The 20,066-nt window shown below is 54.9% G+C and carries 26 protein-coding genes; all 26 read left to right on the top strand.

The genetic code is table 11. The features are described 5' to 3' along the window. Positions 1 to 2 precede the first annotated feature (2 nt). The gene (locus tag GN277_RS24675) at positions 3 to 251 is read left to right on the top strand and encodes a hypothetical protein (RefSeq protein ID WP_159754977.1); all 249 of its coding nucleotides are present in this window, start codon (positions 3 to 5) and stop codon (positions 249 to 251) included. 4 nt (positions 252 to 255) lie between these two features. After that, positions 256 to 513, top strand: coding sequence for a hypothetical protein (locus GN277_RS24670; protein ID WP_159754974.1), 258 nt, complete (start codon positions 256 to 258; stop codon positions 511 to 513). Positions 514 to 572: 59 nt separating this feature from the next. Beyond that, on the top strand, positions 573 to 971 hold the full coding sequence (locus GN277_RS24665) for an HTH domain-containing protein (RefSeq protein ID WP_159754971.1): 399 nt from the start codon (positions 573 to 575) through the stop codon (positions 969 to 971). 42 nt (positions 972 to 1,013) lie between these two features. Continuing rightward, positions 1,014 to 1,544, top strand: a complete 531-nt coding sequence (locus tag GN277_RS24660) for a hypothetical protein (protein ID WP_159754968.1) — start codon at positions 1,014 to 1,016, stop codon at positions 1,542 to 1,544. Between the two features lie 577 nt (positions 1,545 to 2,121). Continuing rightward, positions 2,122 to 2,304, top strand: coding sequence for a hypothetical protein (locus GN277_RS24655; protein ID WP_016230214.1), 183 nt, complete (start codon positions 2,122 to 2,124; stop codon positions 2,302 to 2,304). Positions 2,305 to 2,790: 486 nt separating this feature from the next. Beyond that, the gene (locus GN277_RS24650) at positions 2,791 to 3,153 is read left to right on the top strand and encodes a hypothetical protein (protein WP_159754965.1); all 363 of its coding nucleotides are present in this window, start codon (positions 2,791 to 2,793) and stop codon (positions 3,151 to 3,153) included. A gap of 40 nt (positions 3,154 to 3,193) precedes the next feature. Continuing rightward, complete coding sequence (locus GN277_RS24645; RefSeq protein WP_159754962.1) at positions 3,194 to 3,580, top strand: RNA polymerase sigma factor; 387 nt, start codon at positions 3,194 to 3,196, stop codon at positions 3,578 to 3,580. A gap of 84 nt (positions 3,581 to 3,664) precedes the next feature. Next, on the top strand, positions 3,665 to 3,883 hold the full coding sequence (locus tag GN277_RS24640) for a hypothetical protein (RefSeq protein WP_016304400.1): 219 nt from the start codon (positions 3,665 to 3,667) through the stop codon (positions 3,881 to 3,883). Then, positions 3,858 to 4,226, top strand: a complete 369-nt coding sequence (locus tag GN277_RS24635; RefSeq protein WP_159754959.1) for an rRNA biogenesis protein rrp5 — start codon at positions 3,858 to 3,860, stop codon at positions 4,224 to 4,226. Before GN277_RS24640 ends, GN277_RS24635 begins: the two co-directional genes overlap by 26 nt. After that, the gene (locus GN277_RS24630) at positions 4,226 to 5,347 is read left to right on the top strand and encodes a DUF2800 domain-containing protein (RefSeq protein WP_159754956.1); all 1,122 of its coding nucleotides are present in this window, start codon (positions 4,226 to 4,228) and stop codon (positions 5,345 to 5,347) included. Before GN277_RS24635 ends, GN277_RS24630 begins: the two co-directional genes overlap by 1 nt. A 16-nt stretch (positions 5,348 to 5,363) precedes the next feature. Beyond that, entirely contained in the window at positions 5,364 to 5,930 is a 567-nt protein-coding gene (locus GN277_RS24625) for a DUF2815 family protein (RefSeq protein WP_159754953.1), read from the top strand. Between the two features lie 92 nt (positions 5,931 to 6,022). Further along, complete coding sequence (locus GN277_RS24620; RefSeq protein ID WP_204162793.1) at positions 6,023 to 7,951, top strand: DNA polymerase; 1,929 nt, start codon at positions 6,023 to 6,025, stop codon at positions 7,949 to 7,951. After that, positions 7,927 to 8,298 (top strand): hypothetical protein, encoded by a 372-nt coding sequence (locus GN277_RS24615; RefSeq protein ID WP_244324896.1) that lies wholly within the window; start codon positions 7,927 to 7,929, stop codon positions 8,296 to 8,298. The genes GN277_RS24620 and GN277_RS24615 overlap by 25 nt, the downstream gene beginning before the upstream one ends. Continuing rightward, a complete protein-coding gene (locus GN277_RS24610) occupies positions 8,291 to 8,479 on the top strand; it encodes a hypothetical protein (RefSeq protein WP_016230204.1) in 189 nt (62 codons plus the stop codon). The genes GN277_RS24615 and GN277_RS24610 overlap by 8 nt, the downstream gene beginning before the upstream one ends. Then, positions 8,460 to 8,888: a DUF7768 domain-containing protein gene (locus GN277_RS24605; protein WP_016230203.1), complete on the top strand. Its 429-nt coding sequence runs from the start codon at positions 8,460 to 8,462 to the stop codon at positions 8,886 to 8,888. Before GN277_RS24610 ends, GN277_RS24605 begins: the two co-directional genes overlap by 20 nt. Further along, positions 8,888 to 9,529: a PDDEXK family nuclease gene (locus tag GN277_RS24600; RefSeq protein WP_204162792.1), complete on the top strand. Its 642-nt coding sequence runs from the start codon at positions 8,888 to 8,890 to the stop codon at positions 9,527 to 9,529. Before GN277_RS24605 ends, GN277_RS24600 begins: the two co-directional genes overlap by 1 nt. Beyond that, positions 9,522 to 11,855, top strand: coding sequence for a virulence-associated E family protein (locus GN277_RS24595; RefSeq protein ID WP_204162791.1), 2,334 nt, complete (start codon positions 9,522 to 9,524; stop codon positions 11,853 to 11,855). Before GN277_RS24600 ends, GN277_RS24595 begins: the two co-directional genes overlap by 8 nt. A gap of 230 nt (positions 11,856 to 12,085) precedes the next feature. Further along, positions 12,086 to 12,367 (top strand): VRR-NUC domain-containing protein, encoded by a 282-nt coding sequence (locus tag GN277_RS24590; protein ID WP_159757163.1) that lies wholly within the window; start codon positions 12,086 to 12,088, stop codon positions 12,365 to 12,367. Continuing rightward, positions 12,348 to 13,724: a DEAD/DEAH box helicase gene (locus tag GN277_RS24585; RefSeq protein WP_159754950.1), complete on the top strand. Its 1,377-nt coding sequence runs from the start codon at positions 12,348 to 12,350 to the stop codon at positions 13,722 to 13,724. The genes GN277_RS24590 and GN277_RS24585 overlap by 20 nt, the downstream gene beginning before the upstream one ends. A 51-nt stretch (positions 13,725 to 13,775) precedes the next feature. Further along, complete coding sequence (locus tag GN277_RS24580) at positions 13,776 to 14,225, top strand: hypothetical protein (RefSeq protein ID WP_159754948.1); 450 nt, start codon at positions 13,776 to 13,778, stop codon at positions 14,223 to 14,225. A gap of 135 nt (positions 14,226 to 14,360) precedes the next feature. Beyond that, on the top strand, positions 14,361 to 14,720 hold the full coding sequence (locus tag GN277_RS24575) for an HNH endonuclease (protein WP_159754945.1): 360 nt from the start codon (positions 14,361 to 14,363) through the stop codon (positions 14,718 to 14,720). A 231-nt stretch (positions 14,721 to 14,951) separates the two neighbouring features. Beyond that, positions 14,952 to 15,485, top strand: a complete 534-nt coding sequence (locus tag GN277_RS24570) for a P27 family phage terminase small subunit (RefSeq protein WP_016304414.1) — start codon at positions 14,952 to 14,954, stop codon at positions 15,483 to 15,485. Between the two features lie 6 nt (positions 15,486 to 15,491). Then, positions 15,492 to 16,748, top strand: coding sequence for a site-specific DNA-methyltransferase (locus tag GN277_RS24565; RefSeq protein WP_159754942.1), 1,257 nt, complete (start codon positions 15,492 to 15,494; stop codon positions 16,746 to 16,748). Next, positions 16,745 to 18,886 carry a DNA cytosine methyltransferase gene (locus tag GN277_RS24560; RefSeq protein ID WP_159754940.1) on the top strand — a complete coding sequence of 714 codons (2,142 nt, stop codon included), beginning with the start codon at positions 16,745 to 16,747 and terminating at the stop codon, positions 18,884 to 18,886. The genes GN277_RS24565 and GN277_RS24560 overlap by 4 nt, the downstream gene beginning before the upstream one ends. An 82-nt stretch (positions 18,887 to 18,968) precedes the next feature. After that, positions 18,969 to 19,844: a virulence protein gene (locus GN277_RS24555; protein ID WP_159754937.1), complete on the top strand. Its 876-nt coding sequence runs from the start codon at positions 18,969 to 18,971 to the stop codon at positions 19,842 to 19,844. Then, the gene (locus GN277_RS24550; RefSeq protein WP_159754934.1) at positions 19,828 to 20,049 is read left to right on the top strand and encodes a DUF4314 domain-containing protein; all 222 of its coding nucleotides are present in this window, start codon (positions 19,828 to 19,830) and stop codon (positions 20,047 to 20,049) included. The genes GN277_RS24555 and GN277_RS24550 overlap by 17 nt, the downstream gene beginning before the upstream one ends. Positions 20,050 to 20,066 lie beyond the last annotated feature (17 nt).

Below are 20,066 nucleotides of genomic sequence, written 5' to 3'. Positions count from 1 at the left end.
AAATGAAGCTACGGCTGCATATCCCTGATAAGCCACAGCCCAACAAGGCAGAGCCAGTATCCTCGGCATTCCGGCAGATCGGGGAAAAGGGAAAAATGAATGGAGGCAAAAGAGATATTGATGAAAAAAACAGGATTTTTGTTGGCACTGATATGTATTCTCTCATTGACGGGGTGTGGAATGATAGCCAGCGCAGAGGAAGAAACTTTACAGCTGGATACGGAAGAAAATACCGTGTCAGTAAACTTTGATGATGTGGCAACGCAAAGCGAACCGACTGAACAGTTTTGTAATCATCTGGTACAGTTTACAGAAAGTACGTTCACAGATGAAGAAGGAATTGAATCAGCGGATGCAATAGTGTCTTATGATGAAGAAACAGAGCAGTATTCAATAGAATTATCGTTAAAGACGAATGGTAAGGTGGACAGTGAGAAAATTGAAGAATATAAAACCTATCTGAGCAAAACATATGCAGATGTGATTTTGATTATTGATGGGGAGGTTATGTAAGAAAAAAGAGCGGGCATCCCCGGTTTCCGGCAGATCAGTGAGAGGATGTGAAAGTCAGTATGGAATTATATTCATTACAGGAATTGCTAAAACAATATTTGGATTGGGGATTTGATTTTGCTTCCATCAGCATAGCAACACAAATACCAGAAGAAGAATTACGGCAGTTATACAGTAATGAAAATTATAGATTAAGAGATAAGGATAAAGAGAAGTATCTTATGGTATTTTTGCTACAGATTTGCTGTGAAAAACCGGACAATGATGAATATTACAAGGCATTGCTTGAGAGCCTTACACAATGCTTCAAGATACCACTGGAAGCGATAGCGAATTATATAGGAGTGGATGTTGATGGGTTATCGGGCTTTGAAAGCAGCAGTGATAAAGACAGAATTGAAAAGTGCATAGCACATCTGTTTACTACCTTTATTCGAAATCCCAGTTATTCGGTGTAGTAAAGGGAGTTATCCCTGATAAGCAATGAAGGTGATTGGGAAATGGATATAACAGGAATAGCAAAAAGCCGCCATGCGGACATCCCCAAAGCGTCATCCAAAAAGGAATGGAAGCTGTCTGATTCCCTCCGGGAGAAGATAGCCGGATACGCCAGGGAGGATGCGGCGCAGGGCATCTATATGGGGAATAAGTTCCTCGCCCTGCGGAAAAGCGAGGTCGCCAAAGTCGCGCCGGACAGGGCGGCGCTGATGGGGAAGGTCAGTCAGGAAATGGCGGACATGAAAACGATACGGGAGGCTGACAGGCGGTGGCTGTGCCTCCTGTTCGGGGAGCCGTATGAAGCTAAGTTCCAGTCCGAGGGGACGGGCTCCGCCGTCCATGTGTATGACGGGAACGGTGATGAGGTACTGACCTACACGGCGGGCGTGGGCTGGCATGAGAAGGAGTCGAAGGCGGAGACGCAGGTACACGGTGCTTTGAAGGCTGCCTACTATGATGCGTTCCGGGCGGCAAGGCAGGAGATAAATGCCGGAATTGTGGAAGTGCGGGGCGGCTTTGACGCGAGGGCATAGTAAGAGCAGTGTGTCGTTTTCTCTAGTTTTGTTAGATTGGGGAACAGGAAGAAAATATGGAGAGGTGCTATAAATGAAAAAGGTTGTGACTTGGGGATTAGTTTTATCATATATTGCTCTTTGCATTGCTATATGTGTCATGGGAATAAAAATATTTGATGGCAATTATGACATTGTGGCAGAAGGCTGCATAGCATTTATTTTTCTTTTGATTAGTTGCGGATGCAATATCTATAGGGCATTTAGCAATAGGTGTCCGCATTGTGGAAAAATACGATTGTCAAATGGCAAATACTGCGCTCATTGTGGGAAAGAGATTTGAATCCATCAAGTCAGCTATACTTACCCTGTTTCTATAGCATTAACTTCAAAATAAATCCTGAGATGCAAATTGGCAATACGGTACAGTGGGTAGAGGGAAGCACCACACGAAGAAAATTAACAATATACAAACGATAAAAGGGAACCGAGCAGAGCGTAGTTGTCATTTGTCTGGTTCCCTTGTTACATATTAGTACGGGGAGGCGGAAAATAAGGCCGGTCACTGGCCGGAGTGGAGTAAAGGAGGAGGCGGCAGATGGAAGTGATCAGATGCCCCAACCCCAAATGCAGGAGGCGCATTTTGGATGATGAGGGAACAGAGACGGAGTGGACGGTCCTTGAGATCAAATGCCAGCACTGCGGAAAACTGGTAAGGCTGCACTTCGGCCCGGAAGGGATAGAGGCTGGCATATATGAGAGGAAGAAACGGCGGAGATGATTCTGCTGTTTTTTTATGCATTCCGTGATTAAGGGGCGGCATTCCGGGTCATACTGGTAACAGGCAATGGAAATTTATGGAAATTTCCACCGATGGGACATTTTATGCAGGATGCATAACATGGCTTTGTCATCCAAAACAGGCTGTGGGAGGTATACGGTATGTGTATGGTCAAATGTCCCGCTTGCAAAGGACGGATCTGCGATTTAATTGCCACCGCGGGAGGGCGTGTAGTCTTAAAGGTGAAATGCCCGGAGTGCGGGAGGATAGTCAAATTGGAATGGCTACTACAGGTCACGGAGACAGTTAAATAAAACTTACTACCGAGCGAGTGGGACCAGGGAACATCGAGTCACGAATGGCCGGAGTGAAGCTAGAGACAATGAGCCTTAGCTTACTCCGGCCATTTTTCCGTTTTAAATCAATTTCATATCAAAAATAGAAGCGTTTCTGGCTTTACGAAGGCGTAAAGAAAGGAACGCTTTTATGTCTGAAAAAATCATCAGGATCAAGTCAGGAAACGAAGAATTCACAATGAGTGTTACAGAAGAGTCCTATGAGGCGTGGAAAGATAGTGCCTCGGAGGAAGCGGGCATGGCACGAGCAGGGAGCTGGCTCCCTGCACCCATGGCCGAATATCATATTTTTTCTGTATATACAGCAGCCTCAAGGGGGACTGCGGAATTTTTTTATTCGACACATTTCTATCTCTTTTCCCAACAAATCACAAAAGAATACAATGTTTTTATGACAGGCGCACCTGGAATTCTTCGGGTGCGCTTTTTTTGCGCTTTCGGCTGTAGGCATCAGCCGCCGTTCAGGGGCCGTGCGCCGCCCCTCTGGTCTTGAAAATTGTTTAACCAAATTTCAAGAACTGGAGGGAATCTGAATGAAAATTAAATATGAATTTGCGGATGGGACTGTATCAGAAGTTGAGGTGGAGGAATCCATCGGTGCCGTCATCATTGAAGACAGGCGGCTGGAGGACAACCTTTCCCGCAAGGAACGTTACCACTGTTATTCGCTGGATGCAGCGCAGTTTGTGGGAGAGGAATATGCTGACAGGGAAACGCCGGAAACGAAGATGGAGCGTGAAATGGAAACGGAGCATATCGCCCAGGCATTGGACGGGCTGTCGGAAGTGCAGCGCAGGCGGATTCTGATGCTGGCGGGCGGTATGTCCGTCAACGAGATTGCGCGTAAGGAAGGCGTGCATCACAGCGTGGTCTCAGAAACGATATCTGCGGCCCGGAAAAAATTTAAAAAGTTTTTCTAAAAACACCCCGCCGAACACCCCTCAAAATCTCCGTATAGTGAAGGGCATGAAAACAGCCGCCCTTCGGAAATGGAGGTTATGGGCATGGAACACACGTTGAGGATCAGTGTTTCAAAGGAACCGGCATCCGGCGGGATCGTGAGCTGCCGCCATATCTCCGTGAGGGAGCGTTTCTTACGCTTCCTCCTTGGGGAGAAGCGGAGGGTGACCATCATCGTTCCGGGCGATTCCGTCCGGGAGCTGGCAGTGAGTGAAGTCATGGAAGGAGGAAACGTACATGGGAAAAGTGAAGTTACTGCTTGACGTCATAGGGGACCTGCGTTCCCTTGCCGACAGCTTACAGGCTGTTGCGGATGCAGTGGCGGACAACGGTGCCGCGGAAGCAGGGAGGACAGATACAAAGGAGCCGGAAAAAGCGGGAAAGGCTGGGAAGGCGGCAAAGAAAGAGGAAAAGCCTGCGGCAAAGCAGGAGCCGGAGAAGAAGCCGCTGACGCTGGAGGAAGTCCGCGCGGTGCTGGCGGAGAAGTCCCGCGCAGGACACACGGAGGAAGTGCGGGAACTGCTGAATAAGCACGGTGCGGATAAGCTGTCGGAGATCGACCCGGCGGAATATGCGGCGCTGCTTGCGGAAGCGGAGGTGCTGTGATGGGGAGACACGCTTTACTGTCAGCATCCTCCAGCCACCGGTGGCTTGCCTGCCCGCCGTCGGCAAGGCTCTGCGAGAACTATGAGGACACGGGCAGCGAATACGCGCAGCAGGGCACCGATGCCCACAGCCTGTGCGAACACAAGCTGAAGCTGTCCCTCGGCATGGAAACCGAAGACCCGACGGAGGGGCTTTCCTTTTACGATGAGGAGATGGAGGAATGCGCCTGCGGGTATGCGGATTATGTCCTATCCCTGGTGGAAGAGGCAAAGCGGGAATGCAAAGACCCAGTTGTGCTGATCGAGCAGCGGCTGGACTTTTCCCGTTTCGTGGAGGAAGGCTTTGGCACTGGCGACTGTGTCATCATCGCAGACGGTACGCTGTATATCATCGACTACAAGCACGGCAAGGGCGTGGAGGTTTCAGCAGAAGGAAACCCGCAGATGATGCTGTATGCCCTGGGCGCATTGGAGCTGTTTGACGGCATCTATGACATTGACACCGTCCGCATGGTGATCTACCAGCCGCGCCGTGAGAATGTCAGCGTGTATGCCATGGCGAAGGCGGACTTAATCCAGTGGGCGGAGGGTGAGCTTACCGAAAAGGCAAAGCTGGCCTATGCCGGGGAGGGCGAGTTCTGCGCCGGGGAACACTGCCGGTTCTGCAAGGCGAAGGCGGTCTGCAGGAAACGGGCGGAATACAACCTGGAGCTTGCGAAGTATGACTTTGAAATGCCCGCCACGCTGGAGGATGACGAGATCGCGGCAATCCTCGTGAAAGCGGATGAACTGGCGGCATGGGCAGCGGATGTGAAGGAGTTTGCATTGCAGCAGGCATTAAGCGGCGTGAAGTATGACGGATTTAAGGTTGTGGCCGGAAGGTCCAACCGGAAGTACACGGATGAGGATGCCGTGGCGGATACCGTAAAGAAGGCCGGCTTCGACCCGTATGAGCCGAAGCTCTTAGGCATCACGGCCATGGAGAAGCTGCTGGGCAAGAAGAAGTTTGCAGAGATTTTAAAGGGCCTTGTGGAGAAGCCGCAGGGCAAGCCCGCGTTAGTCCCGGAGAGCGACAAGCGCCCGGAGATGGACACGGCGCAGGAAGATTTCAAGGAAGATTAGTCAGGAGGAAAATCATATGTCAAACACAGCCAACAATCCAACAAAAGTAATCACGGGGCCGAACACCCGGTGGAGCTATGCAAATGTGTGGACCCCAAAGGCAATTAACGGAGGTGAGCCAAAATACTCTGTGTCGCTCATCATCCCGAAATCTGACAAAAAGACCATTGCAAAAATCGAGGCTGCGATTGAAGCGGCCTACCATGAGGGCGAGGCGAAGCTGAAGGGGAACGGCAGGAGCGTCCCTGCGCTTTCCGTGCTGAAGACCCCGCTGCGTGACGGGGACACGGAGCGCCCGGATGATGAAGCCTATGCGGATTCTTATTTCGTCAATGCCAACAGCACCACGGCTCCCGGCATCGTGGATGCGGACCGCCAGCCGGTTATTGATACGTCCGAGGTGTACAGCGGCGTGTACGGCAGGGCAAGCATCAATTTCTATGCATTCAATTCCAACGGGAATAAGGGTATCGCCTGCGGGCTGAACAATTTACAGAAAATCCGTGACGGGGAACCTTTGGGCGGGAAGTCCCGTGCGGAGGACGATTTTGCGGATGAGGAAGAGGAGGATTTCCTGTCGTAACCAGATAGAGAAAAGCACAGCCGCCGGGTGGCGGGGAACGGGCGTCTGCCTTTTTCCTGCCGCCCTTAAGGCGGTGAAAGGAGCTGGTGGAATTGAATTCTATAGAAATTGACATTGAAACGTACAGTGATGTGGATTTATCCAAATGCGGCGTTTACAAATATTCTTCCTCACCGAATTTTGAGATTCTGTTATTTGGGTTCAGCGTGGACGGCGGTGAAGTGGAGGTGGTCGATGTTGCCTGCGGGGAGGAAATCCCTGCGGATATCCTGGCTGCGCTCTCAGATGAGTCTGTCATCAAATGGGCGTTCAATGCCATGTTCGAGAGGGTGTGCTTATCAAATTACCTTGGGGAATGGCTGGAGCCGGAGTCCTGGAAATGCTCCATGGTCTGGTCGGCCACGCTTGGCCTTCCGCTGTCTTTGGAAAATGTGGGCGCAGTGCTTGGGCTGGAAAAGCAGAAGCTGTCAGAGGGAAAGGAACTGATCCGGTATTTCTGCGTCCCGTGCAAGCCGACCAAGACGAATGGCGGCAGGACGCGGAACCTGCCGGAACATGACAGGGAGAAATGGGAGCGGTTTAAGGAATACAACTTTCGTGATGTGGAGGCGGAGATGCAGATACAGCAGAGGCTTGCCAAGTTCCCGGTTCTGGATTTTGTGTGGGAGGAATACTGGCAGGACCAGGAGATCAACGACCGGGGCATCGGGGTGGATATGGAGATGGTCGCACGGGCAATCGCCATGGACGGACGCTCCAAGTCGGAACTGTCAACCGCCATGCAGGAACTGACGGAACTGGAGAACCCAAATTCCGTACATCAGATGAAGCAGTGGCTTTCGGAGAACGGGATGGATACGGATTCCCTTGATAAAAAGGCGGTGGCGGAACTGTTAAAGACTGCGCCGGAGCCTTTGGGGGAGGCACTTGCCCTGCGGCAGCAGCTTGCCAAGTCCTCCGTGAAGAAATACCAGGCAATGGAGAATGCGGTGTGCGCGGACAGCCGTGCGCACGGGATGTTCCAGTTTTACGGAGCCAATAGGACTGGCCGGTATAGCGGCCGCATTATACAGTTGCAGAATCTGCCCCAGAACCATATCCCTGACTTGGCGCAGGCACGGGAACTTGTGAAATCAGGGGATTTTGATGCCCTTGCCATGCTCTATGAGGACATCCCGGATACGCTCTCACAGCTCATCCGCACGGCTTTCGTGCCGCAGGACGGAAGGAAGTTCATCGTGGCGGACTTTTCCGCAATCGAGGCGAGGGTGCTCGCATGGATCGCCGGGGAGCGGTGGCGGATTAAAGTGTTCGAAGGCGGCGGTGATATTTACTGCGCCTCGGCAAGCCAGATGTTCCATGTGCCGGTGGAAAAGCACGGCGTGAACGGGCATCTGCGTCAGAAAGGTAAAATAGCCGAATTAGCACTCGGCTATGGCGGATCAGTCGGGGCATTGAAATCCATGGGCGCATTGGAGATGGGGATTGCGGAGGAAGAGCTGCAGCCGCTTGTGTCAGCATGGCGGGATTCCAACCCAAGCATTACGGAGTTCTGGTGGGCAGCAGACCGTGCCGTGAAGGAATGCATCAAAAAGAGAGTGCCAACGGAAACACACGGCATCCGCTTTGATTACCAGAGCGGGATGCTGTTCATCACGCTTTTTTCCGGACGGCGGCTTGCGTATGTGAAGCCGAGGATTGGCGAGAACCGGTTTGGCGGGGAGTCCGTCACTTACATGGGCGTGAGCGGCACGAAGAAATGGGAGCGGCTGGAAAGCTATGGCCCCAAGTTTGTGGAGAACATTGTGCAGGCGGTCAGCCGGGATATTCTCTGCTATGCCATGCGGACTTTACGGAACTGTGCAATCGTGGCTACGGTGCATGATGAGATCATAATTGAAGCGGACAGGAGGATGTCTCTTTCTGCCGTATGTGAACAGATGGGAAGGACGCCGCCCTGGGCGAAAGGGCTGCTGCTCCGGGCAGATGGCTATGAATGCGATTTTTACCAGAAGGATTAGGCAGGGGGTGCATGATGGAACGGCTGCGGATTGAATACGGGATGGGATATATGGAGCTGAACATTGAGGCGTTCTTCCCCTGCAAGATGCCGGCGGCAAGGAAAGCCGCGAGGCTCATCAATTCATACTGCTCTGATGAAACGAGGGCGGAGCTGCTTTCGGAGCTGTGGGAGCTGGCAGACGGGTATGCGGCACTATGCAAAATGTACAAAGAAATAGAGGAGGCGCTTCCTGCGGATACCCCGGAGCGGAGGCGCTGGAGGGCGCAGTTCAACAAAACGGAAACCCTCCGCAGAAGGATGGCGGGGAATATCAGATTGATTTCAGGAGGGATAAAAGATGACTGATGTGATGCCGGAATGCAGGACACACGGCGACTGTTTCGCAAACAGGGGCGGCGTCTGCACCTGCTTAAAGGACAATGACTTTGGCGGGAGGGACTGCCCGTTTTACAAGCCTGCGGACACAGTCCGGGAAGGCCGGCGCAGGCAGAATGGAGGTATGGTTGATGGGAATCAGCAGATATAACAGCGAGGGATACAGCGACCCGACGAGCCATGCGGCGTTATCGGGAATCCAGAAGGAGGAAAAGGCGGCGAAGCGGGCATACCGGCCGCTTGTCTATATATGCTCCCCGTTTGCCGGGGACAGGTCAGGGAACACGCAGAAGGCGAGGCGGTACAGCAGGTTTGCGGTGGAGAACGGCGTGATACCGCTCGCCCCGCACCTTTTGTTTCCGCAGTTCCTGGATGACGGGAAGCCTGCGGAGCGGGCAATCGGGATGTTCATGGGGCTGGTGCTTTTGGGGAAGTGTGAGCAGTTGTGGGTGTTCGGCGGCACCATATCCACGGGGATGGCGGCGGAGATTGAGAAAGCGGAAAAGCGGGGTATGCCAATCCGCTATTTCACAGAAAACTGCGAGGAGGTTGGAGGCTGATGGGGGAAATGAAAGCTATACAGACAGAATACAAGGGGTATTTATTCCGGTCCCGGCTGGAGGCAAGGTGGGCAGTGTTCTTTGATGCCTGCGGTGTGGATTGGGAATATGAGCCGGAAGGGTATGGCCTTGGGAACGGGATTCATTACCTGCCGGATTTCCTGCTCAAAAGGGTGCAGCTTGGCGGCTATGGCTCCGGCAGTGAGTTTTCGGAAATACGCAGCCTTTATGTTGAAGTGAAGGGGCAGATGACGCAGGCAGATTCTGAAAAGATACTGGCATTCTATAAAGCCGGGCTTGCGGATGGGCTGCCTGCCATATCGGATACGCCTGTTTTAGTTCTGGGGGACATCCCGCCAGGGACAACGCTGGACAGGATGCGGTCATGGGTAGATGGGGAAAGCGGCAGGCCGTTTCCGTGGGAAGCGCGGGCGTTCCATTTCGGCACGGTTGACGGTATGGACTGCACGGCTTTCCCCTGCGTCAACCGTGAGGGACATCTGGAGCTGTTCGGACAGGCGGAAGAATACAACCGGCGTTTCATAGACCGCAGGGCAACGGAGCGGGCATACCGCCTTGCAAGGCAGGCGCGGTTTGAACATGGGGAAACGCCAAAAGTAAGGAGGGCGCGCTATGCGTGAGTTGAGTATTGCATATGGGAACAGCCGCAGCGCAAAGCAGTGGTCGAACAAGACCATACGGTTTGGAGAACTTAAGGAACGCTTGAAAGTGACAATCCGCACATCGGAATCAGCAGAGGAATACGCCCGTTTCCCGAAATCGAAAAAGGATGCGGCAAAAGACCATGGCGGCTTTGTGGCCGGGGTGCTAAAGGGCGGCAGGCGGAAGATCGACACGGTGGAGTCCCGTTCCATGGTGGCCCTGGACGGCGACCGCATCGGCCCGGAGTTCCTGGCGGGTTATGAAAAGGCTGTGCCGTATGCCTCCGTGCTTTACAGCACCCACAGCCATACGGCGGACGAACCGAGGGCGCGCCTTGTGTTCCCGCTGGCAAGGGACGTGTCCCCAGAAGAATATGTGGCGGTGGCGAGGTATCTTGCGCAGGGGCTTGGCATGGATTATTTTGACGAATGCTCCTACCAGCCGAACCAGCTCATGTACTGGCCGAGTACGCCGTCAAACGGTGAGTTCGCCTATAAGGAGACAGGTGGTGCATGGCTTGACCCGGATGCTGTCCTGGCCGCCCACCCGGAATGGAGGGACCCGACAAGGCTCCCCACTTCCTCAAGGGAGAGCCGGGCAAATTCCATCAGCATACAGAAGGTGCAGGACCCGCTTGAAAAAGAGGGCGTGGTGGGACTGTTCAACCGGGTGTTCTTCCCTATAAATCTTGCCATGGACGCTTTCCTGCAGGATGTATATGAGCCTACGGACAAGGAAGACCGCTACCACCTGATCGAGTCCAGCAGCATGGCGGGCGTGGAAATCAAGGAGGGCGGAAAATTCGCCTACAGCCACCATGCAAAAGACCCTGCCTATCTGAAACTCTGCAATGCCTTTGACCTTGTCCGCATCCACAAATTCGGTGAACTTGATGACAAAGCGTCCTTCAAGGCAATGTGCGATTTTGCGCTGACGATTGACAGCGTGAAGGTAGAGGCACTGGAGGAGCGGCGCAGGCAGGCCGGAGAGGAATTCGCAGACGGGGAGGACTGGAGGAAAAGCCTGGAGCTTGACCGGAAAGGTGGCATCAAAGACACGCTGGATAATATTGTCCTGATCATCCAGAACGATGGGGAGCTTAAGGGCATTGCCTTCAACTGCCACCGGGACGGGATCGACGCAAGGGAGGGGCTGCCATGGGAGCAGATCAAGGGCGGCTGGAGTGATTCGGATGCGGCGGCTCTCAAGGTGTACCTCTCCAGGAACTATGGCATCTATTCCCCGACCAAGACGAAGGACGCCGTGGTAGCGGTGGCGGCGGAGCGGGCATACCATCCCATCCGGGACTATCTGGAGGGCCTGCCGGAATGGGACGGCATCCCCCGTGTGGACACCCTGCTGGTTGATTATTTCGGCGCCGCTGATAACAGCTACACAAGGGCGGTCAGCCGAAAGTCAATGGCAGCGGCGATTGCAAGGGTATACCGTCCGGGTACGAAGTTTGACAGCGTACCAATCCTGAATGGCCCGCAGGGCATCGGGAAGTCCACCTTTTATGCGAAGCTCGCCGGGGAATGGTTCTCTGACAGCCTGACGCTGACGGACATGAAGGACAAATCCGGTCCGGAGAAGCTGCAGGGGTACTGGATACTGGAGCTGGGCGAGCTGGCGGGCATGAGGAAGGCTGACATCGAGACCGTGAAGTCCTTCATCAGCCGTGTGGACGACAAGTACCGCGCGTCCTATGGCGTCAATGTGGAGAGCCATCCGAGGCAGTGCGTCATTGTAGGCACCACGAATGCGGAGACGGGCTTCCTGCGCGACATCACGGGCAACCGCCGCTTCTGGCCGGTGCGCGTGTCCGGCAATTCCAGGAAGAAGCCGTGGCAGCTCACTAAAGAGGATGTGGCGCAGATATGGGCAGAAACGCTCGTGCTGTACCAGAAAGGGGAGAAGCTCTATCTGGAAGGCCAGGATGCGGAGATCGCCGTGGCGGAACAGGCGGACGCCCTGGAAACGGATGAGCGCGAGGGGCTGGTGCGGGAGTACCTGGAAACCCTGCTCCCGGAGAAATGGGCGGAGATGTCCCTCTTTGAACGGCGGAGCTATCTGAGCGATTCCGACTTCGGCGTCAGCAAAAAAGACGGCACGGTACAGCGTATGTATGCCTGCAATATGGAGATATGGTGCGAGTGCTTCGGCAGGGACGGCTCATCCATGAAGCCCGCGGATTCCTACGCCATTGCCGCCATCATGCGCAAGATCGAGGGGTGGGAGAAAGCGGAGCGGACAACGTACCCGCTCTATGGACGGCAGCGGGGGTACAAGCGGAAGCTGTCCTGAACACACCATGGCACAGGCGGCAGCCGTCCGAATAAGTGTCCTGCCGCTCGTCCTGTAAAGGGGCGGCGGTATATCAAGGAAAATAACAACATTGGGACAAGAGGACAAGACAAAACCTATTGAGAGAAAATAAAAGAAAATATAGAAATGGGCGTGTGTATATGTGTATATACGCGCGTATAGAAAAAATCGGGCTGTTGTCCATCCTTTTGTCCAGAAAGGAATACGGAATGCGTGAAAAACAGATTGAGCAGAAGCTGGTGCAGGAAACCAGGAAATGCGGCGGCATCTGCCCCAAGTTTACATCCCCTGGCTTTGCCGGGATGCCGGACAGGATGATGCTCCTCCCCGGCGGGAAAATCGGCTTTGTGGAGGTCAAGGCTCCGGGGGAAAATCCGCGCCCCCTGCAGATGGCGCGGCACCGGCTCCTGCGGCGGCTTGGGTTTAAGGTGTATGTGCTGGATGGCGTGGAACAGATTGGAGGGATCATTGATGAGATACAGTCCACATGAATACCAGAGATACGCAGCGGAGTATATCAAGGCGCACCCGGCAGCGGCAGTATTCCTCGCCTGCGGGCTTGGCAAGACGAGCATCACGCTGACGGCGGTCAACGACCTGATGTTTGACAGCTTTGAAATCCACAGGGCGCTTGTTGTGGCCCCAATCCGGGTGGCCTCCTTCAGTTGGCCGGCAGAGATTGAAAAGTGGGACCACCTTGAGGGGCTTAAGTACAGCGTGGCGGTCGGCACGGCGGCGGAGAGGCTGGCAGCATTAAAGAAACAGGCGGACATCTACCTCATCAACCGTGAGAACGTGCAGTGGCTGATTACAGAGAGCGGCATCCCCTTTGATTTTGACATGGTGGTGATTGATGAGCTGTCCTCCTTCAAGAACCACCAGACGAAGCGGTTCAAGGCGCTGATGAAAGTCCGGCCGAAGGTGAAGCGCATCGTGGGGCTGACTGGGACGCCTTCCAGCAACGGCCTGATGGACTTATGGGCGGAGTTCCGGCTGTTGGACATGGGCGAGCGGCTTGGCCGGTTTATTGGGCAGTACCGTACCTCTTACTTCCGGCCGGATAAGCAGAACGGGCAGGTGGTATTTTCCTACAAGCCGCTTCCAGGTGCGGAGAAGCAGATTTACAGTAAAATCTCTGACATCACCATTTCCATGAAGTCCACCGACCACCTGCGGATGCCGGAGCTTATTAATTCCAGGTACACGGTCTACCTTTCCGAAACGGAGCGTGAGAAATACGAGGAGCTGAAAAAAGACCTTGTCCTGCAGCTTCCGGATGGGGAAATCACAGCCGCCAACGCCGCGTCCCTTTCCGGGAAACTGTCGCAGATGGCGGACGGGGCGATTTACACCGATGCGGGCGGAACCATTGCCATCCATGAGCGGAAGCTGGACGCGCTGGAGGACATCATCGAGGCGGCATACGGCAGGCCGGTGCTTGTGGCTTACTGGTTCCGGCATGACTTTGAGCGGATTTCGGAGCGGCTGAACAAACTGAAAATACCATATGCCAGGCTGGACACGGACGGTAGCATCCGGAAATGGAACGCCGGGGAGATCCCGGTGGCGTTGATCCACCCGGCATCCGCCGGACACGGCCTCAACCTCCAGGATGGAGGGAACACGCTGGTGTGGTTCGGGCTGACATGGAGCCTTGAATTATACCAGCAGACGGTGGCGAGGCTGTGGCGGCAGGGGCAGGCATCGGAAACCGTGGTGGTGCAGCACATCATCACGAAAGGCACCATAGACGAGCGGATCATGAAAGCGTTATCCGAAAAAGACACCACGCAGGCCGCGCTGATCGATGCGGTGAAGGCAGACTTGAAAATAAAAGCCAATCAATGACAATCTGAGCCAATCCGAGGAAAACAAAAATATTTTAAGGAGGCATCAGCTATGGGAATCATATGGCAGTATTTAGACAAAAGGGGCGCGACCGCCAATGCACTGAGGGATTACGGCAGGATGGAATTCATCATCAGCCACACGGATGACAAGGTAAAGGCGGTGCATGAAAAAATGGGCGGCGTCAGCAGCCCGCAGTTTGACGGGATGCCGCATACGCATAACCCCCATGCGGCGGAGGACAGGATGGCGGAAGGGATGGATGAGATAAGCGTCCTGCGGGAGCGGTACCGGGAAGCCGTGGAGTTCATGGCGTGGTTTAAGCCTGCATGGGAGGAGCTTACGGAAGATGAGCGGTATGTGCTGGAATGTTTCTACATGGGAGCGGACGGGCCAGCAGTCAATGCCGTCTGCGAACGGTTCCAGATTGAGAGGAATTCGGCATACCGCAGGAAGAACCGGGCGCTGTCGAAACTGTCCGTCATGCTGTACGGGAAATAAAAGTGTCCACTTTGCGGGCATGACATTTGGCTTTGGGCGTGGTATGCTGATAAGGTGAAAAAATGTCAAGAGGGCCTTCGCGGGAGAAAAAGAATCCTGCGGGGGCTTTCTTTATGCCCAAGGGAGGTGAGGCAGATGCCAAGGAAACCGAAGAGGCCGTGTTCCTTCCCCGGCTGTCCTAAGCTGACGGACGGGAGGTTCTGTGAGGAGCATGGGAAGCAGGAGAACCGCCGCTACGAGAAGTACGACCGTGACCCGGCTGTACGCCGTAGGTACGGGCGGGCGTGGAAACGAATCCGTGACCGCTACGCCGCCAGGCATCCGTTCTGTGAGGAGTGTTATAAGAAGGGTTTGCTGCGTCCTGTTGAGGAGGTACACCACAAGCTGCCGCTGGCAGAGGGCGGGACGCATGACGAGGGAAACCTCGTGTCATTGTGCCAGTCGTGCCATGCCAGGATTCATGCGGAGCGCGGCGACAGGTGGAATAAGCATTAAATTACTGTGTGTGGGTTCCTTGTAGAGATTTCTGCCAGCCGGTAGGGGCGGGTGAAATCTCTACAAGGAACCCGCCGAGGAACGGGCGTGGGGTCACACGCATAAAAACCGGAAATCAAACGGGGGATTAACCCCTCGGAGATTTCCGTAAAATAAAGGCTTTCAAGGTGCTGCGGCGTTTGATTTCCGCAGCATTTTTTCAAAGAAAATCAAAGAAACGGGGTGAAAACAGTGGCAAAAGACGGCAGCGGGCGGGGCGGCGCAAGGCCGGGGGCGGGACGCAAGCCCAAGGCACTCACGGAGAAGATTGCCGAAGGCCGGCCGGCGGAAGTCATGATGGAGCCGGCCGAGCTGGAGGGCGTGGATGTGCCGCCCGTGAAGGACTTCCTGAAATCCCCGCAGAAAAGCGGGCGGGAGCTGGTGGCGGAGGAAGTCTACAACGAAACGTATGCCTGGCTGAAAGCAAGGGGATGTGAAAAGCTGGTCACGGTGCAGATGGTGGAGCAGTACGCCATGAGCGTGTCCCGGTGGATTCAGTGCGAGGAGATTGTTTCGTCCACTGGATTTCTGGCGAAGCACCCGACTACAGGAGCCGCCATTGCCTCCCCTTATGTCACCATGAGCCAGTCCTACATGAAGCAGACCAATTACTGCTGGATGCAGATATACCAGATCGTGAAGGAGAACTGCTCGGTGGAGTTCCAGGGGAACACGCCGCAGGATGATGTGATGGAGCGGCTGCTCCGTGCAAGGAAAGGAGTGTAGATAAAAATGGGTAAGACGACAACGGAGATGCAGCTTGTGCCGCTCTCAAAATTAGTGCCGTATGTGAATAATGCGCGGACGCACTCGCCGAAGCAGCTTGCGAAGCTCCGCTCATCCCTGCGGGAGTTCGGCTTCATCAACCCGGTCATCATCGACCGGGATTTCAATGTCATCGCAGGGCATGGCAGGATCGCAGCGGCGAAGGAGGAAGGGATTACAGAGGTTCCGTGTGTATTTGTGGACTATCTGACAGAGGCGCAGAAGAAAGCCTACATCCTTGCGGACAACCGCATGGCTCTGGATGCCGGGTGGGATGAGGAGCTGCTCCGCATTGAGATTGAAAGTTTGCAGGGTGCGGATTTTGATGTATCTTTGACAGGCTTCGGTGAGGATGAGATTGCAGACCTTTTCTCCGGGGACGGTGAAAAAGATGTGAAAGATGATGATTTCGACCTTTCCGCAGCGTTGGAGAAAGCGGCGTTCGTGGAAAAGGGAGATATCTGGACGGTGGGCAGGCACAGGCTGATGTGCGGTGACGCTACCAGTGCGGAGGACGTGGCGGCGCTCATGGACGGGAAAAAGGCAAACCTTATCGTGACGGACCCGCCGTATAACGTCGCATTCAAGAGCGGAAGTGGGCTTTCCATCCAGAATGACAGCATGGAAAACGGGGAGTTCTACACATTTCTGTACAATTCGTTCTCATGCATGGTGGAGCATCTGGAAAGCGGCGGCGCGGCTTATGTGTTCCATGCGGACACGGAGGGGCTTAATTTCAGGAAAGCCTTTGTGGATGCGGGGTTCCACCTTGCCGGGGTGTGCATATGGGTAAAGAATTCGCTGGTGCTTGGGCGCTCGGATTACCAGTGGCAGCATGAGCCTGTGCTGTACGGTTTCCTTAAGAACGGGAAACACCCGTGGTATTCCGACCGGAAGCAGACCACCATCTGGAATTATGACAAGCCGAAACGGAATAAGAACCATCCGACTTCCAAGCCGCTCGACCTGCTCGGCTACCCGATCAGCAATTCTTCCCAGGAGAACGCCATCGTTCTGGACACTTTCGGAGGGAGCGGCTCCACGATGATGGCGTGTGAGCAGACAAACCGCATCTGCCACATGATGGAGCTGGATGAAAAGTACGCATCCGTCATCCTGCGGAGGTATGTGGAAGATACCGGGGATTCGGAGAATGTGTATGTGGTGCGCGGTGGGGAAAAAATCCCATACTCCGCGCTGGTGAAGGAGGTGGAGATGGAATGAATGCAGACGCTATATATATCCATAGCAGGGAGTCCGGCACTGGCGGCGGAGACACACCAAATCCGCAGTCTGCGGATACCTGCCTGACCCTCGGCAGCCTGTTTGACGGCTCCGGGGGTTTTCCTTTGGGCGGGCTGCTTGCAGGCATCACCCCTCTATGGGCTTCGGAGATTGAGCCGTTCCCCATCCGTGTGACCACAAAGCGGCTGCCCTCCGTGAAGCACTTGGGCGATATTTCTGCGGTGGATGGCGCAGAGATTGCCCCGGTGGACATCATCACCTTCGGCTCGCCCTGCACGGATATGTCGGTGGCCGGCAAGCGGGCGGGGCTTGAAGGGCGGCAGTCCTGCCTGTTCTACCAGGCAATACGAATCGTAAAGGAAATGAGGTGTGCAACAGATGGAAAATATCCAAGGTTTATCGTGTGGGAGAACGTCCCCGGAGCCTTCTCATCCAATAAAGGGGAAGACTTTAAGGCAGTCCTCGAAGCGGTCTGCTCCGTCAAAGACGAAAGTATTTCTGTACCTGGACCTCCAAAGGGGAGGTGGGCGAATGCCGGAAGCATCGTGGCAGACGGCTTTTCCCTCGCATGGCGGGTGTTTGACTCCCAGTTTTGGGGAATCCCCCAGCGAAGGAAACGCATCTACCTTGTCGCAGATTTTGCAGGCGGGAGTGCCGGAAAGGTATTATTTGAGTCCGAAGGCGTGTCTGGGTATTCTGCGGAGGGCTTCCGTGCGTGGCAAGGAACTGCCGGAGGTGCTGCGGATTGCATTGGAGCGGCAGGCGGCATCTGCCTGAACGACCAGGGCGGGCAGAGGATGGACGTGACGGATGACGTGACCTGCACCCTGCGGGCAGAGGCGCACCACCCCCCGTGCGTATTGGAATCGGCCGGTTTCTGCACGGAGCATTCCGCAAAGGCGCGTGGGATTGGGTATGAGGAGGAAACCTCGCCCACGCTCCGTGCAGGGACGGTCCCGGCTGCGGTGGCGCTCTATGAGAACCATTCGCAGGATACGAGATATACGGGGCCTTTGGAAACGGCGCCTACGGTCAGCTCCACCTACGGCATGGGCGGCAATAACCAGCCGTTCGTGGTGGAAACGCCCAAGACGCTGAAAATCCGCTCCGGCTGTGAGGGCGGCGGCAAAGGGGCGATCATACAGGATGACAAATCCGCAACTCTCTCCTGCAACAATGACCAGACGGTGTTCGTGCCTTTCTGCAAGGGGTACCGCGCCCACTACAAAGGGGATGCGCCGACCTGGAAGGACGGGAAGGTGGCAAACACGCTGAACACCTTTGATGTGGGTGAGAGCCGCTGCAATGAACTGGTGGTGCAGGCATACGGCATCTGCTCTAAAGACAGCAATGCCATGAAGTCGGATAATCCCCACAGCGGATTTTATGAGGCAGATACTTCCCGGACTCTGGATGGGAACGGCGGAAATCCCTCCTGCAACCAGGGCGGTATTGCGGTGGTGTCGGTGCAGGGCTCCATGATCGGCAGGGACGATAAGAACGGGCCGCAGGGCAGCGGGGTGAATGAGGATGTTTCCTTCACGCTGAACGCCACGGACCACCATGCGGTGGCGTACCCGACTTACTGCACAAGCAAGAATTCCCATTTCACGCGGGCGGAAAAGGAGCTGGCAAATACGCTGGTGGCTACTGATTATAAAGACCCGCCTGTCATCAACGATGTACAGACGGCATCCGGCAAGGAGGTGTTCGGCACACTTTCCGCAAGCATGGGCTCCAAGCAGTGGCTCGGCAACCAGGAGGCGTTCAGCGGGGACTACCATATTATGGAGCCGGAGTATATCGTCCGCAGGCTGACGCCGACGGAGTGTGCAAGGCTGCAGGGCTTCCCGGACTGGTGGTGCAGCGGCCTTGGGACGGAAAAGCCAACGGAGGATGACCTTGCCTTCTGGCGGGAGGTCTTTGAGACCCACCGTAAGATTGCGGGGACTTCCACCAAGCCGAAGACCGATAAGCAGATCATCAAATGGCTGAAAGACCCCCATTCGGATTCCGCTGAATATAAGATGTGGGGCAACGGCGTGGCGCTGCCGAATGTCTATTTCGTGCTTTCGGGCATTGTGTATTACGCACAGTTCCCGGACTTTTTATTGTGACATTTTTTCTCACATACTGCTTGCTATTCCTGCCGTTCAGAGTGATTAATGTAGTACCGAAAAACGAAGGAGGTACAAAAAAATGAGGTTTGAATTCAACAGGACAGGGGCAGAGCGGAAGGCGCTGGTGCAGGCAATGGGGGAAATTTTAGAGGTAAAGCCGAAATACCTCGGAATGCCGACAGCGGCTTACCAGGTGGATTACTTCCACATCGACAAGACCGGCGCGGTGGAGTTTGACGACCGGGCGGACAGTGAGGAAATAGAGAACCTGCTGGAGCGGCTTGCGGAAAGAGGGATTGTCGCAGCCCCGGCAGAAACGGCGCAGGAAGGCGGCACGGCAGAAGAAAGCGCGGATGCGGAAAACAAAGCGGAGGAGCCGGAAACGGAGGCACAGGGGGCAGATCTGGGGCTTACGGTGGCAATGCCGAGGGATTCCTTCACGGATGCCGCGCTGGAGAACCTGCGGAAGCTGGTGGATGCCAAAGGGAGCCTGATTAAAAAGGCGCTGGCGGTTGACAGCCTCCCGATTGAAACGGACGGGGAGAAGGTTTCCTTCCCATGGTTTGCGGAGGGGCAGGACAGCGAATCGGTGAAAGCCTACACCCATTTCATTGCCGCCATCTGCGACATGGCAAGGAACCAGAAGCGCATCACGGCAAAGGAAAAGCCTGCGGACAACGAAAAGTACGCATTCCGGTGCTTCCTGCTCCGGCTCGGCTTCATCGGGGCGGAATACAAGGTGGAACGGAAAATCCTGCTGAAGAACCTCTCCGGCAGCTCGGCTTTTAAGAACGGCGAGCCAAAAAGTGAAACACTCCGGCCGGAGCCAGTCAATCCTGCCATGCGGGTGGATGCCGGAGAACATCCGGAACTGACAGAGGAACTGCTTGATGAGATACTGATACAGCAGGTCAATGCAGGGATGGGAGGTGCAGCAGATGGGATTTCCGAATAGGGAGACAGTGGAGCGTGTCCGCAGGGAGTACCCTGCAGGCACACGGGTGGAGCTTGTGCGGATGGATGATGTGCAGGCCCCGCCCATTGGGACGAGAGGAACCGTGACGGGCGTGGATGACACGGCGAGCGTCATGGTCGCATGGGACAATGGAAGCAGCCTCCATGTAATTTACGGGGAGGATGCCTGCCGGAAACTGCAATAAAATACACAAAAAACTGC

This window comes from Sporofaciens musculi (genome assembly GCF_009830285.1).
GTDB classification, from domain to species: domain Bacteria; phylum Bacillota; class Clostridia; order Lachnospirales; family Lachnospiraceae; genus Sporofaciens; species Sporofaciens musculi.
This window is presented reverse-complemented; position numbering and strand designations above follow the sequence as displayed.